General features: G+C 41.6%; 12 protein-coding genes. 10 read left to right on the forward strand and 2 right to left on the reverse strand.

The genetic code is table 11. From position 1 onward, the window contains the following. Window positions 1-69: 69 nt before the first annotated feature. Together ribD and ACT3QN_RS03670 are read left to right on the forward strand one after the other, a co-directional pair. Complete coding sequence (gene ribD, locus ACT3QN_RS03665; protein ID WP_444528938.1) at window positions 70-1,125, forward strand: bifunctional diaminohydroxyphosphoribosylaminopyrimidine deaminase/5-amino-6-(5-phosphoribosylamino)uracil reductase RibD; 1,056 nt, start codon at window positions 70-72, stop codon at window positions 1,123-1,125. 431 nt (window positions 1,126-1,556) lie between these two features. Continuing rightward, window positions 1,557-2,231: a riboflavin synthase gene (locus ACT3QN_RS03670; protein ID WP_444528939.1), complete on the forward strand. Its 675-nt coding sequence runs from the start codon at window positions 1,557-1,559 to the stop codon at window positions 2,229-2,231. Window positions 2,232-2,336: 105 nt separating this feature from the next. On the opposite strand, the gene ACT3QN_RS03675 is transcribed toward ACT3QN_RS03670, so the two are convergent. Further along, window positions 2,337-5,105 (reverse strand): response regulator, encoded by a 2,769-nt coding sequence (locus ACT3QN_RS03675; protein WP_444528940.1) that lies wholly within the window; start codon window positions 5,103-5,105, stop codon window positions 2,337-2,339. A 327-nt stretch (window positions 5,106-5,432) separates the two neighbouring features. On the opposite strand from ACT3QN_RS03675, the gene fmt reads away from it, so the two are divergent. The 8 genes from fmt to ACT3QN_RS03715 all read left to right on the forward strand — a co-directional run bounded on the left by fmt (window position 5,433) and on the right by ACT3QN_RS03715 (window position 15,618). After that, window positions 5,433-6,497, forward strand: coding sequence for a methionyl-tRNA formyltransferase (gene fmt / locus ACT3QN_RS03680; protein WP_444528941.1), 1,065 nt, complete (start codon window positions 5,433-5,435; stop codon window positions 6,495-6,497). A gap of 66 nt (window positions 6,498-6,563) precedes the next feature. Then, complete coding sequence (locus tag ACT3QN_RS03685; RefSeq protein ID WP_444528942.1) at window positions 6,564-8,183, forward strand: transcription antitermination factor NusB; 1,620 nt, start codon at window positions 6,564-6,566, stop codon at window positions 8,181-8,183. Window positions 8,184-8,229: 46 nt separating this feature from the next. Next, window positions 8,230-9,651, forward strand: coding sequence for a threonine synthase (gene thrC, locus ACT3QN_RS03690; RefSeq protein WP_444528943.1), 1,422 nt, complete (start codon window positions 8,230-8,232; stop codon window positions 9,649-9,651). Window positions 9,652-9,976: 325 nt separating this feature from the next. Further along, the gene (locus ACT3QN_RS03695) at window positions 9,977-11,074 is read left to right on the forward strand and encodes a LysM peptidoglycan-binding domain-containing protein (RefSeq protein ID WP_444528944.1); all 1,098 of its coding nucleotides are present in this window, start codon (window positions 9,977-9,979) and stop codon (window positions 11,072-11,074) included. 75 nt (window positions 11,075-11,149) lie between these two features. After that, the gene (dprA, locus tag ACT3QN_RS03700; protein ID WP_444528952.1) at window positions 11,150-12,403 is read left to right on the forward strand and encodes a DNA-processing protein DprA; all 1,254 of its coding nucleotides are present in this window, start codon (window positions 11,150-11,152) and stop codon (window positions 12,401-12,403) included. Window positions 12,404-12,519: 116 nt separating this feature from the next. After that, window positions 12,520-13,149, forward strand: coding sequence for an L-threonylcarbamoyladenylate synthase (locus ACT3QN_RS03705; protein ID WP_444523299.1), 630 nt, complete (start codon window positions 12,520-12,522; stop codon window positions 13,147-13,149). 277 nt (window positions 13,150-13,426) lie between these two features. After that, the gene (locus tag ACT3QN_RS03710; RefSeq protein ID WP_444523300.1) at window positions 13,427-14,398 is read left to right on the forward strand and encodes a TIGR01777 family oxidoreductase; all 972 of its coding nucleotides are present in this window, start codon (window positions 13,427-13,429) and stop codon (window positions 14,396-14,398) included. Window positions 14,399-14,484: 86 nt separating this feature from the next. Beyond that, window positions 14,485-15,618 carry a metallophosphoesterase gene (locus tag ACT3QN_RS03715; protein ID WP_444523301.1) on the forward strand — a complete coding sequence of 378 codons (1,134 nt, stop codon included), beginning with the start codon at window positions 14,485-14,487 and terminating at the stop codon, window positions 15,616-15,618. Window positions 15,619-15,653: 35 nt separating this feature from the next. Here the strand turns inward: ACT3QN_RS03715 and ACT3QN_RS03720 are convergent, their stop codons facing one another. Then, window positions 15,654-17,048 carry an alpha/beta hydrolase gene (locus tag ACT3QN_RS03720; RefSeq protein ID WP_444523302.1) on the reverse strand — a complete coding sequence of 465 codons (1,395 nt, stop codon included), beginning with the start codon at window positions 17,046-17,048 and terminating at the stop codon, window positions 15,654-15,656. Window positions 17,049-17,234 lie beyond the last annotated feature (186 nt).

Raw genomic sequence — 17,234 nt, forward strand, 5'->3', positions numbered from 1 at the left:
AACGGCCAATCAGCTTTCGAACCTTATTTTCTTGTATAGAACCCTCAATCATTTATTAAGCTTAGCCTTATGTCTATTCAAAGCCATGTTCAAGATGCACAAGACCACTATTTTATGATGCTTGCTATTGAACAAGCGAAGCGCGGTTTGTATACCACTAGACCAAATCCCGCAGTAGGCTGCGTTATTGTTCAGGCAGAGCAGATTGTCGGTCAAGGGTTTCATCCAAAAGCTGGTGAGCCACATGCAGAAGTATTTGCGCTTAAAGAGGCTGGTACACAGGCAGCAGGAGCAACTGCTTACGTAACATTAGAGCCATGTAGTCATACGGGACGTACACCGCCATGTGCGTTGGCGCTTGTTGCTGCTAAGATAAAACGCGTTGTGATTGCGGATCTAGATCCAAATCCGCAGGTCGCAGGACGTGGTGTGAAACTATTAGAGCAAGCTGGAATTGCAGTAACGGTCGGTATTTTGACAGAGCAGGCAGAAGCATTAAACCGCGGTTTTCTAAAAGCTATGCGCACTCAAATGCCCTATGTACGATTGAAAATAGCGACCAGTTTAGACGGCCGTACAGCAATGGCATCTGGTGAATCAAAGTGGATTACCTCGACAGCTGCCCGCGAAGATGTTCAAAAACTACGAGCACAAAGTGGCGCGATTATCACAGGCAGTGAAACCGTAATAACTGATAATCCACAACTCAATGTGCGCTCAAGACAACTGGATGTACCATCTGAGAAAATACCTAATCCCAAAATAGTCATACTTGATAGGCGTCAGCGTTTAAAGTACAGTCTACAGTCTGATTATCAGCTGTGTCGGCATCCAGATACTATCTACTGGCACGAAGATGATTTGTCGGCGTTGTTAGCCAAACTGGTTAGTGAGCATCAATGCTATGACGTGTTAGTGGAGGCAGGTTCTAGTGTCGCAGGTAGTTTTTTAAGTCAACAGTTGATAGACGAGCTAATCGTTTATCAGGCACCTTGTCTGCTAGGTGACCAAGCACGTCCAATGGTTAACTTCAATCCTATCTTCCTTGCTCAGCAGTTACGTTTTGATATCGAAAATTATCAACAGCTTGGCCCAGATCTCAAATTAACTTTATTACCTTTATAAATATTTTTTGTGTAAGCATATTATCCACAGCTTCTGGAAATAAGACTAGGATGTGGATAAATAATTTATTGGTTTTTATGTTTCACATGGAACTGTGTATAACTTTGTTTCACATGAAACAGGGAATATGCATTTATCTTGATTTTTCTACTAAATACTTAACAGAATCAATATTTTATGTATTTTTTATTAGTTTTTCATGTTCCACGAAAAATTTGCATCTATTGTGGATAACTATGTATTCATAAAGACTTTTAGATATATCTCTATTGATTTATCCTTACTTATCCACAATCTATCCTATTGAAGATTAAATCTGATAATGTTTAATTGTCAGATATTTGAAAAAATTTTGATAAAGAATTGATAGATGATTTGATAAACTAAAATATTCGCCTATGACGGCAATACTGTGATGAGATGAGGGTAATATGTTTACTGGAATTATAGAAAGCGTTGGAACAGTTAGGTCTATGCAGGCAACAGGCGGTGACATACGTTTGACAGTAGAGTCTGATGACTTAGATTTCAGTGACGTGAAGCTAGGTGATTCTATTGCATCAAATGGTATTTGTTTAACCGTAGTAGAGCTTGGAAGTAACCACTACTCTGTGGATGTCTCACGTGAAACTATTGCTAGAACAGCGTTAGAAGGGTTAAAAGCAGGGCACACGGTCAATCTAGAAAAAGCCATGCTACCAACCACTCGTTTTGGTGGTCATATCGTTGCAGGTCATGTAGATGGGGTAGGGGTGGTTAGTAAACTACAACAAGATGCTCGCTCTATCTATATTGAGATTGAGATACCAAAAGAGCTGGCACATTATACAGCGACTAAAGGATCTATCACGGTAGATGGTATTAGCCTGACAACAAATTTGGTGCGTGATAACATCGTCTCTCTAAACATTATCCCGCATACTGCTCAAGTGACGAATATTGCTAAGCATTGGTTAGTAGGTAATAAGGTCAATATCGAAGTAGATATCGTTGCCCGTTATCTAGAACGTCTATTAAATAAATCTCAATCTGACGGTATGAATGCGGCGAGCCCGCAAAGTAAAATCACAGAGTCATTTTTGGCAGATAATGGGTTTATGAAATAACCACTAAGCTTGCAAAGATGTCATATTCTTATCAAGCGTTTCGCCCTTTCGATATTGCTTAAACTGAGTGATATCGAAAGGGTGTTTTTTATTTGTTTTTAAAATTTATTGTATAAAACTCTGCAAAACGGATTCTAAATCTTTCTTGCTAATGGGTTTGGATAAGAACTCATCCATACCTACTTGCATACAAGCCTCGCGATCTTCTTCTGTATTATTTGCAGTTAGCGCCACAATAGGTATTTTATCACCTTGTGAACGAATCACTTGTGTGGCCTGTAAGCCATCCATAACAGGCATTCGGCAGTCCATCAAAATCAAAGAAATCTCTTCGCGCTGGCTTTTGAGTTTTTCAAGTGCTTGCTGTCCGTCTTCTGCAACAATACTACGATAACCGAGTTTACTTAACATCTTGCAGGCTATTTTTTGGTTAGTAGGACTATCTTCTGCGACCAAAATTAGTGGAGGCAAAGCTTCTTTTTCAGATATATCTTCTTCCACAAAAGATGGACTGCTGTCATATTGATGTTTGACTAGTATGTTTAATTTTTTCCTTGCAGACAAGGATAAGCGTAGCAGCTCAGAAAGTAGTAAGCTTGCATCCAAGGGTTTGGTTAAAAATCCATCATATCGTCCCAGTAAAGTAGAGGGGATATGCCTCTCAGGTTTCATGCTAAGTAATATCTTTGGTAATGAAGGCGTAGCGACTAGGTCGTTTAACACTTCCTGTTGCTCACTATACTTGTTGCTCGCATGAGCTGATGAGGTGATAGATTGGCTGTACTCATAATCTAATAACAAAACAGGAATGACGGTTTGCTCGTCTTGTTTTAATTTGTTTTTTAGCTGCTGGACAGTGGCTCTCTCTAAAATGCTGTAGGTAGTCACGGATATCGTTAAGTACTCGCATAAACGTTGTAAATGTTTAGCAACTAGAGGTTGATTGATGATAGCGATCAGATGAATATGGGGTAGCTGCGAACAACGATGATATACCGACTGATAAGTGGAATGAGGATAAGGAAGGTAAAGGTTAAATATCGTTTCTTTATCCACCGTAGTGTTTAGTTCGATAAAACCGCCAAGTAACTTAGCGAAGCTATTGGCATCATTCAAGCCAATATTACTGTCTTCAACTAAGTTATGATTGGTTTGGTCACTGTCTTGATTCAAGATGTTAACTAATTGATTTTGTCTCTCAGGAGTAATGGCTGCTCCAGTGTCTTTTACGCTAAACCGAATCCAATAAGGTGTCTGCGCAGGTATTGTAGGGTCATTGTCAGGAGTTAAATACTGATTGCTTACTCGCGTTACTTTATCTTCAGATAAACGATCCACAGTGAGCGCGACATAGCCTGACGTTGTAAAGCTAATGGCGTTTTTCAACAGGTTTAATAGGATATGGTGCAGTCGAATGTAATCAGTTTCGATATAACGAGGACAGCCTGGCGCAAAGAAGTAGATCAATTCTAACCCTTGTTGTCTTATTTCTTTTGTGACTAAATTACTAACCTTTTTGCTTACCTTATAAATATCAACCGTTTCGATACTTAGATGTGTTTTTCTGACTTCAACTTCTTCTGTCGCTAACGTGTCATTGAGTGTCGCTAGCATCTTTTGACTGGTTGCAATCAATGTATTTAGAGTTTTTTTGCCTTGATCCGTCAATGTTGAAGGGTCGATGGGCTCTAACGAATCAATTATCTTCTCTAGTGGTAGCCTTAACTTACGACCTATAAATGCTCGGGCTTCGTTTGATTCATTAATTTGTAATTGCAGTTGTTGGTTGTGCAGCTGTAATTGTTCAATTTGATTGGTAAATTCATCAATATTACTAAGAAGTACCGTAAAGCCGTGAGCTTGCCCGTGTTCACCAAACCATGGGGTGACGTGTAGTTGGTAGGCTTGTTTGTTTTCCAAGCCATAAACTAAGAGTGTACGAGTAACGCGTAAACTCGAGATGTTTTGTAAGAGTATTTGAGTGGCCTCATCTTTCCCTTCAACGAAATCAGTCAGCTGATAGCTCTGCTCCTTCTGCGTAGAAGGAGTGAATACCTGTTCAAAACGCTGATTGTAGAAACTGATTTGATCATGACGTATGCTCATCAACATCGGTAAGGGTGCTTGATCAACCAAACGTTCTAAACGATGAGTCAACGTTTTAATACGCCGATAGTCATTATGTATTTGGTAGCTGGCGCGACTTAGTGCATGACCTAAAAGCATGAACTCGGTAGTAGATTTTTTTTGCAAGAACGGCGGTGGTGTATAGGATTCTTTGGCACGATTACTCAAATTATCGGTATAAACCAGTAATTGTTCCCAGTTGGTTCGACGATTAAGTACATAAAGTAGTGCCATAAAGAAAAATACGATGGCTACCATCAAAGGGAGCCAATAACGATAGGATACCCAGTCGACATCAAAAGGTTCGTGGCGCAATATGATGTAAATTTGATGTCCGCTGTTTAGGTTAATAGTTCCTGTTAATTCATTGCTGTTGACTGTGTAAGAGCTATGATCATTGCTGTTAGAAGTTGATGTACCAATAGTAGGAAAAGTAACGGTAGAAAAGGCAGACTCATTGGTACGGGCATTATGATGAATATAAGTCTGTCCAGAAGGCATCATTAAAATTAGTTGGTAACTGATGCGGTCAAAAGTAGGTTGTTCTAAGATTTTCTTTATTTCATTATCTACAGGCGCTGCATGCTCAACGATATTGTGCTGTAAAGAATGAAACGTATCTATACTGTGTTGCTCGCTATGTTTCTGCAACCCATCAAACAGTGTGACATAGTACAACAGCAACATAACCATTAGAGATAAGGTATAAAAAATCAATAAGCGCTGTAAGGACTGATACTGTTGCATGAAAGCGTTGCCCTATCTCGACACGAAAAAATATAGTGAAATTAAAATGAGGTTTCTACATACAGAAATTGGATTATACGATAGCTAAATTGCCTAAAGGTATAAATGCTTACTTCTATTTATAGCAGAATAACAGCTCTCTGTTTATAGAGAGTGGTTGTTAACATCAAGTTGTTTTGTAAAAGATATAAATAGAACATTTAACTTCCTTTACATTATAAGGATAAACCATGTCATTGGTTATCATGCAGTGAGGCCATCACAATCATGGCACTGCGCCGTAAACTCACCTATAATGAACAAATAAACCTTATATAATTTATGACTATGACTACTCCCACCTTTGATACATCCAATTCGTTCACTGACCATGATACCTCAACTACTAATCGTTTGAGGGTAGTATTTGCCGGGACCCCTGAATTTGCAGCTATCAGTCTATCAGCATTGATCGATCAACAGGAAGCACTCAATATAGAGATAGTCGCTGTTTATACACAGCCTGATCGTAAAGCAGGCCGTGGTCAAAAACTGTCAGCCTCTGCGGTAAAAGAGGTCGCATTAGCGCATGATATCGTTGTAGAGCAACCAGTTACCTTTAGCAAATCTAGCGCAGAGGGCTTAGCTGCACGGCAAACGCTACGCAGCTATCAGCCAGATGTGATGATTGTCGCCGCTTATGGATTGATTTTGCCTATTGGTGTGTTAAATACGCCTACTCATGGTTGCTTAAACATTCATGCTTCATTATTGCCACGATGGCGCGGTGCTGCACCAATACACCGCGCACTGTTGGCTGGCGATGATGAAACAGGTATCACCATTATGCAGATGGATAAGGGCTTAGATACTGGCAATATGATTTACAAAACCAGTGTTCGTATTGAGGCTGATGATACTGCTGCCAGTCTCCACGATAAAATGGCTGATCTTGGTGCGAATGCTATTAGCACTGTATTACAAGATTTGCCACATTATCAAGCACAGGCTGTAGTTCAAGATGAGAGTCAGGCTAACTATGCTGAAAAACTGGTCAAAGCCGAAGGTGATATTGACTGGTCGCAGTCTGCCGCTGCTATTGAGCGCCAAATCCGAGGGCTGACGCCATGGCCAGGTGCGTATACTTTCCTCGAGGAACAACGGGTCAAAGTATTGGCTAGTCTACCTGTCAATACGTCACAGCCAACCAATGAGGCTGCTGGAACGGTTATCAGTGTCGGTCGCAAAGCGATTCTAGTCGCTTGTGGTAAAGAGAATGAAGCTGAATCAGCAGCCACTACGTTAGCCATTACTCGCTTACAGTTTGCGGGTGGTAAGCCAATGACTGCTGAACAAGTTTGTCACGGCAACCAATTAAATGACGGCGATCAATTTACGACAGAATCAAAATAACTTTTACTTATATTTAACCTACTTGCACAAGACGCTATCGATCATACGTCAAGGAAATAAAATTTAATGAGACAAAACAGTACTGCGCCTAGAAACAATAAGCTCAAACCATCAAGCAACCTTATTATGAATGGTAGCGTACGCGTGCGTGTGATTCGTACCTTACTGGCTATCCAAAATGGCCAGTCACTCTCAAGCGTCCTCGACCCATTACTAAATAGTCTGCACGATGGTGATAAGGGCTTTGCCCATGCGTTACTGCTCACGACATTGCGTCAGTGGCATGCGCTGGCACGTTTGCTCGATACGCTAGCAGATAACCCGATTGACGAGGTGGAAGTTCGTACCACTATTCAAGTAGGTTTAGTGCAATTGCTGTATTTAGAAGTGGCTGACCATGCTGCGATTCATGAAACTGTTGAAGCAGCAAAAGAGATTGGATTTGCTCACTCTACTGGTCTAGTCAATGCTATTTTGCGCAAAGTCGCTAAGAACCCAAGTAAGTTTCGTAAGAAGTGTGATAAAAAGCATAGCCTACCGAATTGGCTCGCTTATCAGCTTAAGCAGGATTGGAGCGAGCAGTATGATGAGTTAACACAAGGCTTACGCCAATCAGCTCCGATGTTTTTACGAGTAAACTCGTCGGTTACGTCGGTAGAAGATTATCATCATGCACTGTATGGTGCAGAAATTGATACAGACATCGTTGAACTAACGAGCGGTTTTAAGTTATTGAACGCGTCAGAGTCTGCTACGGCTACAACATTAGCAACCAAAGGTCTTAGACTACATCAAAGTACAGCCGTTAACGCATTGCCTGAATTTGCCCAAGGAACTGCTAGCGTCCAAGACATGCATGCCCAGCTCGCTGCACCGATTATCAACAAAGCATTGATGGCTAAGCTTAGTGCTGAAAACAACAGTGCTAATATAAACAGCTCCGAAGTTACCGACACGGATGGCACTGATAGCGATAGTACTGAAAAAGGAATACATATTTTAGATGCTTGTGCGGCACCTGGTGGTAAGCTTGCTCATTGGTTAGAAATCATAAGTGCTAATGATCAATCATCGTTGTTTCACGTGAAACAAGATAATGCTAAAACATCATCTGTGACTACTAATCTCAAAGTAACAGCTATTGATAATGAAGCACCACGTATCGAGCGTATTCGTGAGAATTTACAGCGTTTGAATTTAAGTCAGCATGATTTGCAGCAAGCAGAGAAAAGTGTCGCACTCAACATCGTTTGTGCTGATGCGACTAGATGGCAGCATGGAAAAAATAAAAAAGCGGCTACTAATGAGCCAGTATTTGATGCGATATTATTGGACTCTCCTTGTACCGCGACTGGGGTGATTCGTCGTCATCCTGATATCAGTATCCTGCGTACTGAAGAGGATGTCGAGCAAACGGTACTATTGCAAGCAGATATTTTGCATAATCTATGGCCGCAACTCAAAGCTGGTGGCTATCTACTGTATGTGACATGCTCTATCTTAAAGCAAGAGAACGTCGAGCAAATGCAGGACTTCATCACTCATCATAATGATGCGGTAGTGATTGAGTTTACGGAGGATTGCAACTGGGGTATCGAACAAGCGATTGGTCGACAGTGCTTACCGATTGATAGCGCAAGTGGTGATGGTTTTTATTATGCGTTGCTACAAAAAACAGCTGAATAAAACGTTTTTAACTATTGAATAACATTATTGTAGACAGGACAAGCTAATGAAATATATCAGTACTCGTGGTCAGACAGCGCCGATGGATTTTAGTGATGTGCTTTTGATGGGACTTGCCCCAGATGGCGGTCTGATGCTGCCTGAGCAGTACCCAAACATCGATAGTGCAACCCTTAATGAGTGGCGTACGCTAAGCTATCCGCAGCTTGCTATGGCGATTATGCAGCATTTTGCCACTGATATTCCTACGGCTGATTTGCAAGATATTATTGAACGTACTTATACCGCTGAGGTATTTGGTAGTGAAGAGATTGTTCCTGTCCGCAAACTTGAAGACAGTTTATATATTCTAGGACTATCAAACGGTCCAACATTAGCCTTTAAAGATGTAGCTATGCAGTTCTTAGGTAATGCCTTTGAATATGTGCTTAAGAAAAAAGATGCGCGTATCACCATTATTGGTGCGACTAGTGGCGATACAGGTAGTGCAGCGGAGTATGCACTACGTGGCAAAGAAAATATCGAAGTCTTTATGCTGTCACCTCATGGCAAAATGAGTGAATTCCAACGTGCTCAGATGTATAGCTTGACCGATAATAATATTCATAACATTGCTATTAATGGTATGTTTGATGATTGTCAGGATATCGTCAAAGCGCTACAGCAAGATGCTGAGTTTAAGGCAGCTTATAATCTAGGTACGGTAAACTCAATCAACTGGGGCCGTATCCTAGCTCAGATTGTTTATTATTTTAAAGCCTACTTCGCTGTGGCTTCAAACAACGATGAAAAAGTCAGCTTTAGTGTACCATCGGGCAATTTCGGTAATATCTGTGCTGGTCATATCGCTCGTGAAATGGGGCTACCAATTGACCGTTTAATTGTCGCAACCAATGAAAACGATGTATTGAATGACTTCTTTAACCAAGGTGCTTATCAACCACGTCCGACTGAAAAAACCTATGTAACGTCAAGTCCTTCAATGGATATTTCAAAAGCATCTAATTTTGAGCGTTTTGTGTATCTATTATTGGATAAAGACAGTGCGCGTGTTCATGAGTTATTTGACGGCGTAAAATCAGGTCGAGGGTTTAACTTATCCGACTTGATGGAAACGGTCAATAACCGTTATGGATTTGCTGCTGGTAAATCCACTCATAACGACCGTCTACAGACTATTAAGGCGCTTTACGAGCAGTACAGTGAATTGGTTGATCCACATACTGCAGACGGAATTAAAGTCGCCAAAGATTTACAGCTAGATGGTGAAATCATAGTTTGTGCAGAGACAGCATTACCAGTTAAGTTTGCTGACACTATCGTGGAATCGGTAGGTCAAATAGACATTGAGCGTCCAGCGCATACCAAAGGTTTAGAAGACCTACCACGGCATGTGGTTATATTAGACAACAAAGCCGAGCTAGTCGCTGAACAAATTCGTCAACATGTCACACCGAATCCTGCTTAGGTAGTTAAGGCTTTTGGGCCTATCGTCGATAAAAAAAGTGTCCACGCAAAAGTTACACTATTGTAATAAAGTGTTTATGATTGTGTTATGGTAGATATAATTGTAATATTAAAAAATAGCGCCAGCAAGTCATCATTGTGCCAGGCGCTTTTTTAGGAATTATTCTAGCCAATTATGCTAAACAGTTACCCTATAGTTACTATGAGAACTTTGTTGATAAGTTGCTGATAAAATTGATTGTTTATTAATTTAAAAAATCTCTACAGTGATAAATTAAATACGATTCTTTATAGCAAACATAGTGGTACATATTGTGGATATAACGATGAAGATGAGCTTAAAAAAGATAGCAAAAGCACTGCTGATTACGACGTTTAGTAGCGCCATGTTGATGAGCACAGCTCAAGCAAACAATCCTCCACCTGCTATCAAAGCTGATGCGCCTAATCGTTATACTGTCAAAAAAGGCGATACCTTATGGGATATCTCAGGTCGCTATCTAGATAGCCCGTGGCGCTGGACAGAAATTTGGGCAACCAATAAGCAAATCAAAAATCCAAACCTTATCTATCCTAATGACGTTCTTATCTTATGTGTGATTCAAGGTAAAACACTGATAGGCGTTGATACAGGTGAAGGCTGTGCTGGCATTGAAAAACAGCTTAATGGGAATGTAGGTACAAGTACGCTCGCGATTACCTCAACCGCTAATAGCGTTCCTCCTATTCCGTGGTCAGCGGTTCAGCATTGGCTTGATAAAACGCTTATCGTTGATCCCCAAGACTTCAATACCACGCCCTATATTCTAGCGTCTAAAAAACGTAATTTGATTACCGCTAGTGGTGATAAGGTCTATGCTAAAGGTGTCCCACTTATCGTGGGTCAGCGTTACGGAGTTTACCGTGAGGGTGAGCTATACGTGGACCCTAAGACCCAAGAAATGATCGGCTTAGAAGTTACACAAGTAGCGACGGGTCTTGTTACGTCTACAGAGAGTAATGGTGTGACTAGTTTGCAGCTTATCGATAGCTATGGCAAAGAAGTGCGTGAAGGAGATCGCGTATTTGTAGAGTTAGACAATGCTATTCCGCCTGTCTTTTATCCAACGCCTGCGAGTGTCAGTCGTGGTGGTATGATTGTACGTGTGATGGATTCTATCAGCTCGGCTGCGAAGGGCAGTGTGGTCGCTATCAATTTAGGTAGCTTGCAGGGTGCTAAGCCAGGTGATGTGCTGACGGTTTATCAAAAAGGACCTTTGGTACGTGATACTAAGGACAACGACACGCCTGTACGCTTACCAAACGAGCCTAGCGGTATGGTGATGGTTTTCAATACCTTTGATCATATCAGCTATGCTTATGTACTAGACTCTGAGTTACCACTTAATATTGGTGATCAGTTATTGCCACCTCCTTATTTATAAATAGTGATAAGGCCTCATTAAGCAATATATTAAACGACATACTAACCTAAGCTTGCTCATACGAGACAGATGACAATGACGACAGTCACCTCTTCTTTATCCGACGATCAGCGTGCTATTTTAGCGCTGTGGTACGAGGTGAATGCGTCGTTATCTGCTTATCACAAACTCATTACCTCTTTTGGTTATCCGCAGCTTGCTTGGCGAGCTAAAGTAGAGGCATGGAAACAGCTAGGTATTCATCATACCCATCTCAAACGTCATGAACAGCCAGAGCAAACACTCGCTAATATCGATAAGATTCAGCAAGCATTGATAGATGGGCGCTATGGTTTGTTATTTGCTGATGATGCCGATTATCCTGCCCAACTCTCACAAATCTACGACCCACCACCCTTATTGTTTTATCGTGGGAATAGCGCGCGCCTACATCAGGCACAAATCGCCATAGTAGGTAGTCGAAAACCCACTGCACATGCGCAAAAAATCACTTTTGATATGGCGCAGTACCTAGCGCAAGCAGGTTACATCATTACTAGCGGTCTAGCTATGGGTGTGGATAAACGTGCGCATTTAGGTGCATTAGCACAGACAGACTCTGACTATCAGGGACGGACAGTTGGCGTGATGGGTACTGGCATTGATGTGAACTATCCCAACCATCGAGATCAGTTGTTTACTAAAATTATCGAGCAAGGTGGCTGCATCATCAGTGAGTTATTACCGCACACTCAGCCGCATAAACATACTTTTCCGCGTCGCAATCGTCTGGTAGCTGGGCTGAGTCTCGCAACCATTGTGACGGAAGCGACGATCAAAAGTGGCTCGCTTATCACTGCACGTCTAACATCTGAGCAGGGTAAACAAGTCTTTGCCATTCCCAGTCATATTGATAATAGTAATGCAGAGGGTTGCCATCATTTAATACGTGAAGGCGCGACCTTAATTTATCATCCTCAGCAAGTACTAGAAGATGTCCATGGCCAGCTTGACTATGATCAAGGCGCTTATAGAACAGCGAACGCGACCAACTCCAATAATTACTCGAACATCACTCAAACTTCTGATGCGCTTGAGACAAAAGTAAAAACTAACTCAATCCAGCCCACTGGCCAGCAACCATCCTCTGAGATAAAGCCTGCTCGCAGCACAGTCGTTGTGCCTGAGCATTTAGCTACAATCTATGAGCAACTTGATTGGCATGGGCAGGATTTAGATGCGCTTGTTAGTGCAACCAAGCTTGTACCACCGCAGTTGATTGGTCAGCTAATGGAGCTTGAGCTAATGGGTCTCATCAGCGAACAAGGCGGACGATATTTACGCGTTTAAAACATTGTGAATACTCCTTATTAGACATTGGCATAGGTAGCCTTAGTTATAGACTATCCTAGACAATATCTTTCTTGTGGTATTATTAGAATTTACTTCAATGAACCGTTTAAGTCATGAGCCAACCTACACCTCTTATCACTGATTCTACTATCCAAGCTGCTAAATGGCTTAAAGACGGACAGCTTCTCGCCTACCCCACAGAAAGCGTTTGGGGTATTGGTTGTGATCCTTATGATCAAGTGGCTGTTCAACGTATATTGGATATCAAACAACGTCCACAAGCCAAAGGCATGATAGTCGTTACTGATAGTGTATCTCGCTTGGCGTCTCTGCTAGCATCTTTAAACGATACTCAGCGCCAGCAAGTTCTTGATAGTTGGCAGGTAGATGGTAGGGGAGGTGCGCTGCAAAATAACCAAGCACATACTTGGTTATTGCCAATTCCTCAGCCGCTTGCGAGCACTGTACCCACTTGGATTACGGGTCAGCATCAGACTATCGCTGTTCGAGTTATCTCGCATCCTATAGTCCGTCAACTTTGCCAGCAGATGGTTAGTGAACAGAATCCATTTGGTCTGTTAGTTTCTACAAGCTGCAACCCCTCAGGTCAAACACCTGCTAGCACCTTTAAAGCCGCCTATGCTTATTTCGAAGGCGAGATTGGTTACTTGCAAGGTGATACGTTGGGTTATACCTTACCTAGCCAGATTCGTGATGCAACGACAGGTTTCGTCGTTCGATAGCTTTCGCTATAAAATTTCTTAAACTTCTCAAATACAATTACTTGTCATACAAAGTGATAGATATTGCTGCGCCTTATTTATTTGAACGTTTATAACTTAAGTACTTCCTAGTTTGGTTATCTCTCTCCACACTCCTTTACCAAAAGTATGTAAAAGTCGTTTTGATAAAAACCACAAAAAAGTAGACGATGGTTACAACAGGCTAGTCTTTGTTGAACGATGAGCAATTCAACAATAAGTCATAGCGGCTATATTTGATGTATATAGGGAGTAGGGTATGAATATTTTAATTAGTGGCGGCTCAGGATTTTTGGGAGGTGCATTCAGTCGAGAACTAACAGCACGGTATCGCGCGCAAAATAAAAACGTGACGATTACTTGGTTAACTCGTGACGCAAGCCAAGCGCATCCCAATGATATCAATATGATAACTTATGACGAGCTTACGACTTCTGATATGAGCTTTGATGTCATAATGAATTTAGCAGGTGCTGGGATTGCAGACTCTCGTTGGAGCAATGCGCGCAAAGAACAGTTGATGGCCAGCCGTATCAAACCTACTCAATCGATAATTGATTTTATTGCACGTGCTAGCACAAAACCTAAGTTACTAGTGAGCGGCTCAGCAATCGGCTGGTATGGTACACAAGGCGACAAGTTATTGACTGAAAACAGCGACTATAAGACAGATTTTGCTCATACATTATGTGATGAATGGGAGCGCTTGGCACTCAGAGCGACTGATTATAATGTTCCTGTGGCTATAGTTAGAACAGGTGTGGTGATTCACCCTGAGGGCGGTATGGTGGCTAAATTATTGCTGCCGTTTAAATTTGGCGTCGGTGGACAGTTGGGTGATGGACAGCAGATGATGAGTTGGATCAGCCGTGAGGACTGGGTCAGTGCAGTTATCTTTATTATTGAGCAGCACCTTGCCAAACAATTTGGTCATGAACAGAGATTTTCACACAATGATAATGTCATAGAAACGACAAGTGATACGCTAGCCTTTGTTTATAATCTCACGGCACCCAATCCTGTGACTAATCATACTTTTACCAAAGCACTTGGATCTTGGTTACAGCGTCCTACATTTTTTACTTTACCAGAGTTTCTGCTCAAGCTGATGTTTGGGGAGATGTCGACGTTGCTTATCGATGGGCAAAAGGTGCTACCACAAGCGCTATTAGATGCAGGTTATTCGTTCAAACATTCAACACTGCAGCAAGCATTAGAAGATCAGAAATAGGTATATGTCAATTGTTTCATGTGAAACATTAATGCTCATTTTTCGATAACCGCTTATTGAACCGTATTTATGTCTGAGGGCAGTCCATGCGTTATGCGTTTTTCTTCACTATCTTTTTACTATTGCAGTTATTTAGCTTGGGTACAGTATTAAGCATACAATGGTGGCTCCAGCCTTGGACGACGTCCACATTACAAACAACGATATGGGCCAGTATATTTATTATTACTAATAGCCTATTAGTATTGAGCGTAAAAAGAGTATTTGCTAACAGTTATCGCTGGGTTAGTGGTTGGATGCTAGTCATGCATTTTGTGATACTGACGGCATTAGCAGTGAGTCTACTCTACGGAGGGTATCTGCTAGTAATTGCTTTATCAGACAGTATGTCGTATCAATCTAATGAGATAGCTATAGGGTTAAGAGTACTAGCGCTATTCCTATTGTTAGCACTATTCAGCTACTCATTATATAGCGCCTATTCTCCTGTCGTGCGCAAGCTGTCTATCAAGATAGATAAACCTTTGGCCAAGCCATTACGCATTGCAGTCGCTAGTGACTTGCATATAGGGCGATTATTTGGTGTGAAAGCTATAGATAGATTGCATCAACTTATGGTTCGTTCTGGTGCAGATATACTGCTGATGCCAGGAGATATCATGGATGATAATACAGATGCGTTTAATGACTATCATATGGAGCAAAATTTAGCAGAATTGTGCAGTAGTCTGCCACGTGGTGTCTATGCAACGTTGGGCAATCATGACTTATATGGCCATGAGCGGCCTATTAGCGAAGCACTACAAAATGCAGGTGTACAACTGTTAAACGATGAGGTGCTCTGTATTGAGCATGAAGGTCAACCAGTATGGTTGGTTGGACGTTTTGATAATCATAAACGTCAACGAGTAGCGACTACTGACCTACTTGCGCAAGTAGATACGTCGCAGCCAGTGATACTGTTAGACCATAGACCGAGCGATATAGACAATCACAGTCAATTACCTATCGATTTACAAGTCTCAGGGCATACTCACAACGGTCAAATATTCCCTGCTAATTTTATTGTAAATGCTATCAATCGATTGGGTTATGGCTATGAGCAGATTGGTAAAGGACACTTTGTTGTGTCTTCTGGTTATGGTTTTTGGGGTATTTCCTTTCGGTTGGGGTCGCGTTCAGAGATTTGGTTAATTACGCTCTCTGGCAGTGCAAATTAGTTAGATGTAAAACCATTAATTAGGTAGCTAACAGTTTATGCAGCTAACCGCGATTGCGTACTGATAATCTCACGTACAAAGCTGCTAAAACTGTGAATGATATTGTTTGTCTCTTGTCCAAGACCTTGGTGAATGCTCATTAAATGAATAAAGCCATGTGGTGCGCCCAGTACTGTATGTGCCTCTACAGCAACGCCATAGCCCTCTAATTGCTTTGCATAAGCAAACGCCTCGTCACGCAATACATCAAGCTCAGAAGCCACAATGTAAGTTGGGCAAACTTTACTATTATCGCCCAGCATAGGTGAGTTCAATACGTGTAGGCGAGGCAGCAAGCTATTCTCCAAACAAGCAGCATCAAATACTGCTACATCAGCATGGTCTAACAGCAGTCCTTCGCCATATATCTCCCAACTTGGATAATCTGTCTCAATATCCGTGACTGGGTATAAAGGCATTTGAGCTAAGGGTTTGAGTAGTTCCTTCAATAAACTGTACGTCTTCTGCCCATCCATACCTAGGTCCGTCCATGCCCTTTTGCTCGGCGCTGTCAGTTGCTGCGCCATGAGAGTAGATAGTCCACCCCCTGCGCTATCACCTGCTAAGACGATACGAGAAGGTAATGCGCCTAATTTATCACAGTGTTCAACCAACCAAGCATACGCGGTGATACAGTCTTTTAGTGCTGCTGGAGCAGGGCATTCAGGCGCCAATCGGTAATCAACACTAACAACAGACCATCCAGTCTGCTCACAGACCGCATGGCAGAATTCATGATGCGTATCAACGTCACCAATACAGAAACCGCCACCATGAAAGAACAGCATCACTGTTTCATCGGGATTATAGATACGTTTTCTTCTGAAACCAGACTTTTTATCACCTGCTTTATAGCAACGAATCGTCATATCGCCATCATCAGCATTGGCAATCACCTCGTTTTTCCAGCTAACAGATGAGTCACTTCTTTTGGTAAAGGGCGTTATATTACTTAGCATATTGCTATTGGCTTGCTGCCATACCTTAGGTGATTGCATGGCTACCGCATCAGCAGTAAATTTCTCACGTAATTCTGGCATTGGCATAAGTTCTAACGGTGTTTTGAGGTAGTTGTTTACTGCAAAGATAAGGCGCAGATGAGCATTTGCATGTAGATACTGTTTTGAGTTGGGACCTTTCAGGTAACCAATCATGCCCTCTAATATAGGATCTGGTAGGTAGCCTAGACCCTTCATTGCATAATGCAATGTATGCTGCTGGTAATTTGTTATAGGGTTATAGGTAAGTATTTTCTCTTTAACGCTTAGACGTTTTTCTAACGAGTCAAATAACTTTTCACCTTGGTTCGACGGTTTTTTTGACGCTAATTGCAATGTCATCAATGCTTTATTCAGTAAAGTATTGATAGATAAATTTCTTGAATTAGACATGATAGCTCTCATAAATGATTTTTAGCGTGCATTTGAGTGTAGGCGATACTATTTATGGTAATAATAAGACGGTGAACAAAGCAACAGCGTGTCTTTTGGTAATAGCTTGATTAATAAGCGTAAAGCACTTGGAATAAATAGCCGCTTTTTGTTCTTTTTGTGAGCGAATATTAAGGTTTATTGGCA

This window comes from Psychrobacter sp. AOP7-C1-14 (genome assembly GCF_052376135.1).
Lineage (GTDB): Bacteria > Pseudomonadota > Gammaproteobacteria > Pseudomonadales > Moraxellaceae > Psychrobacter.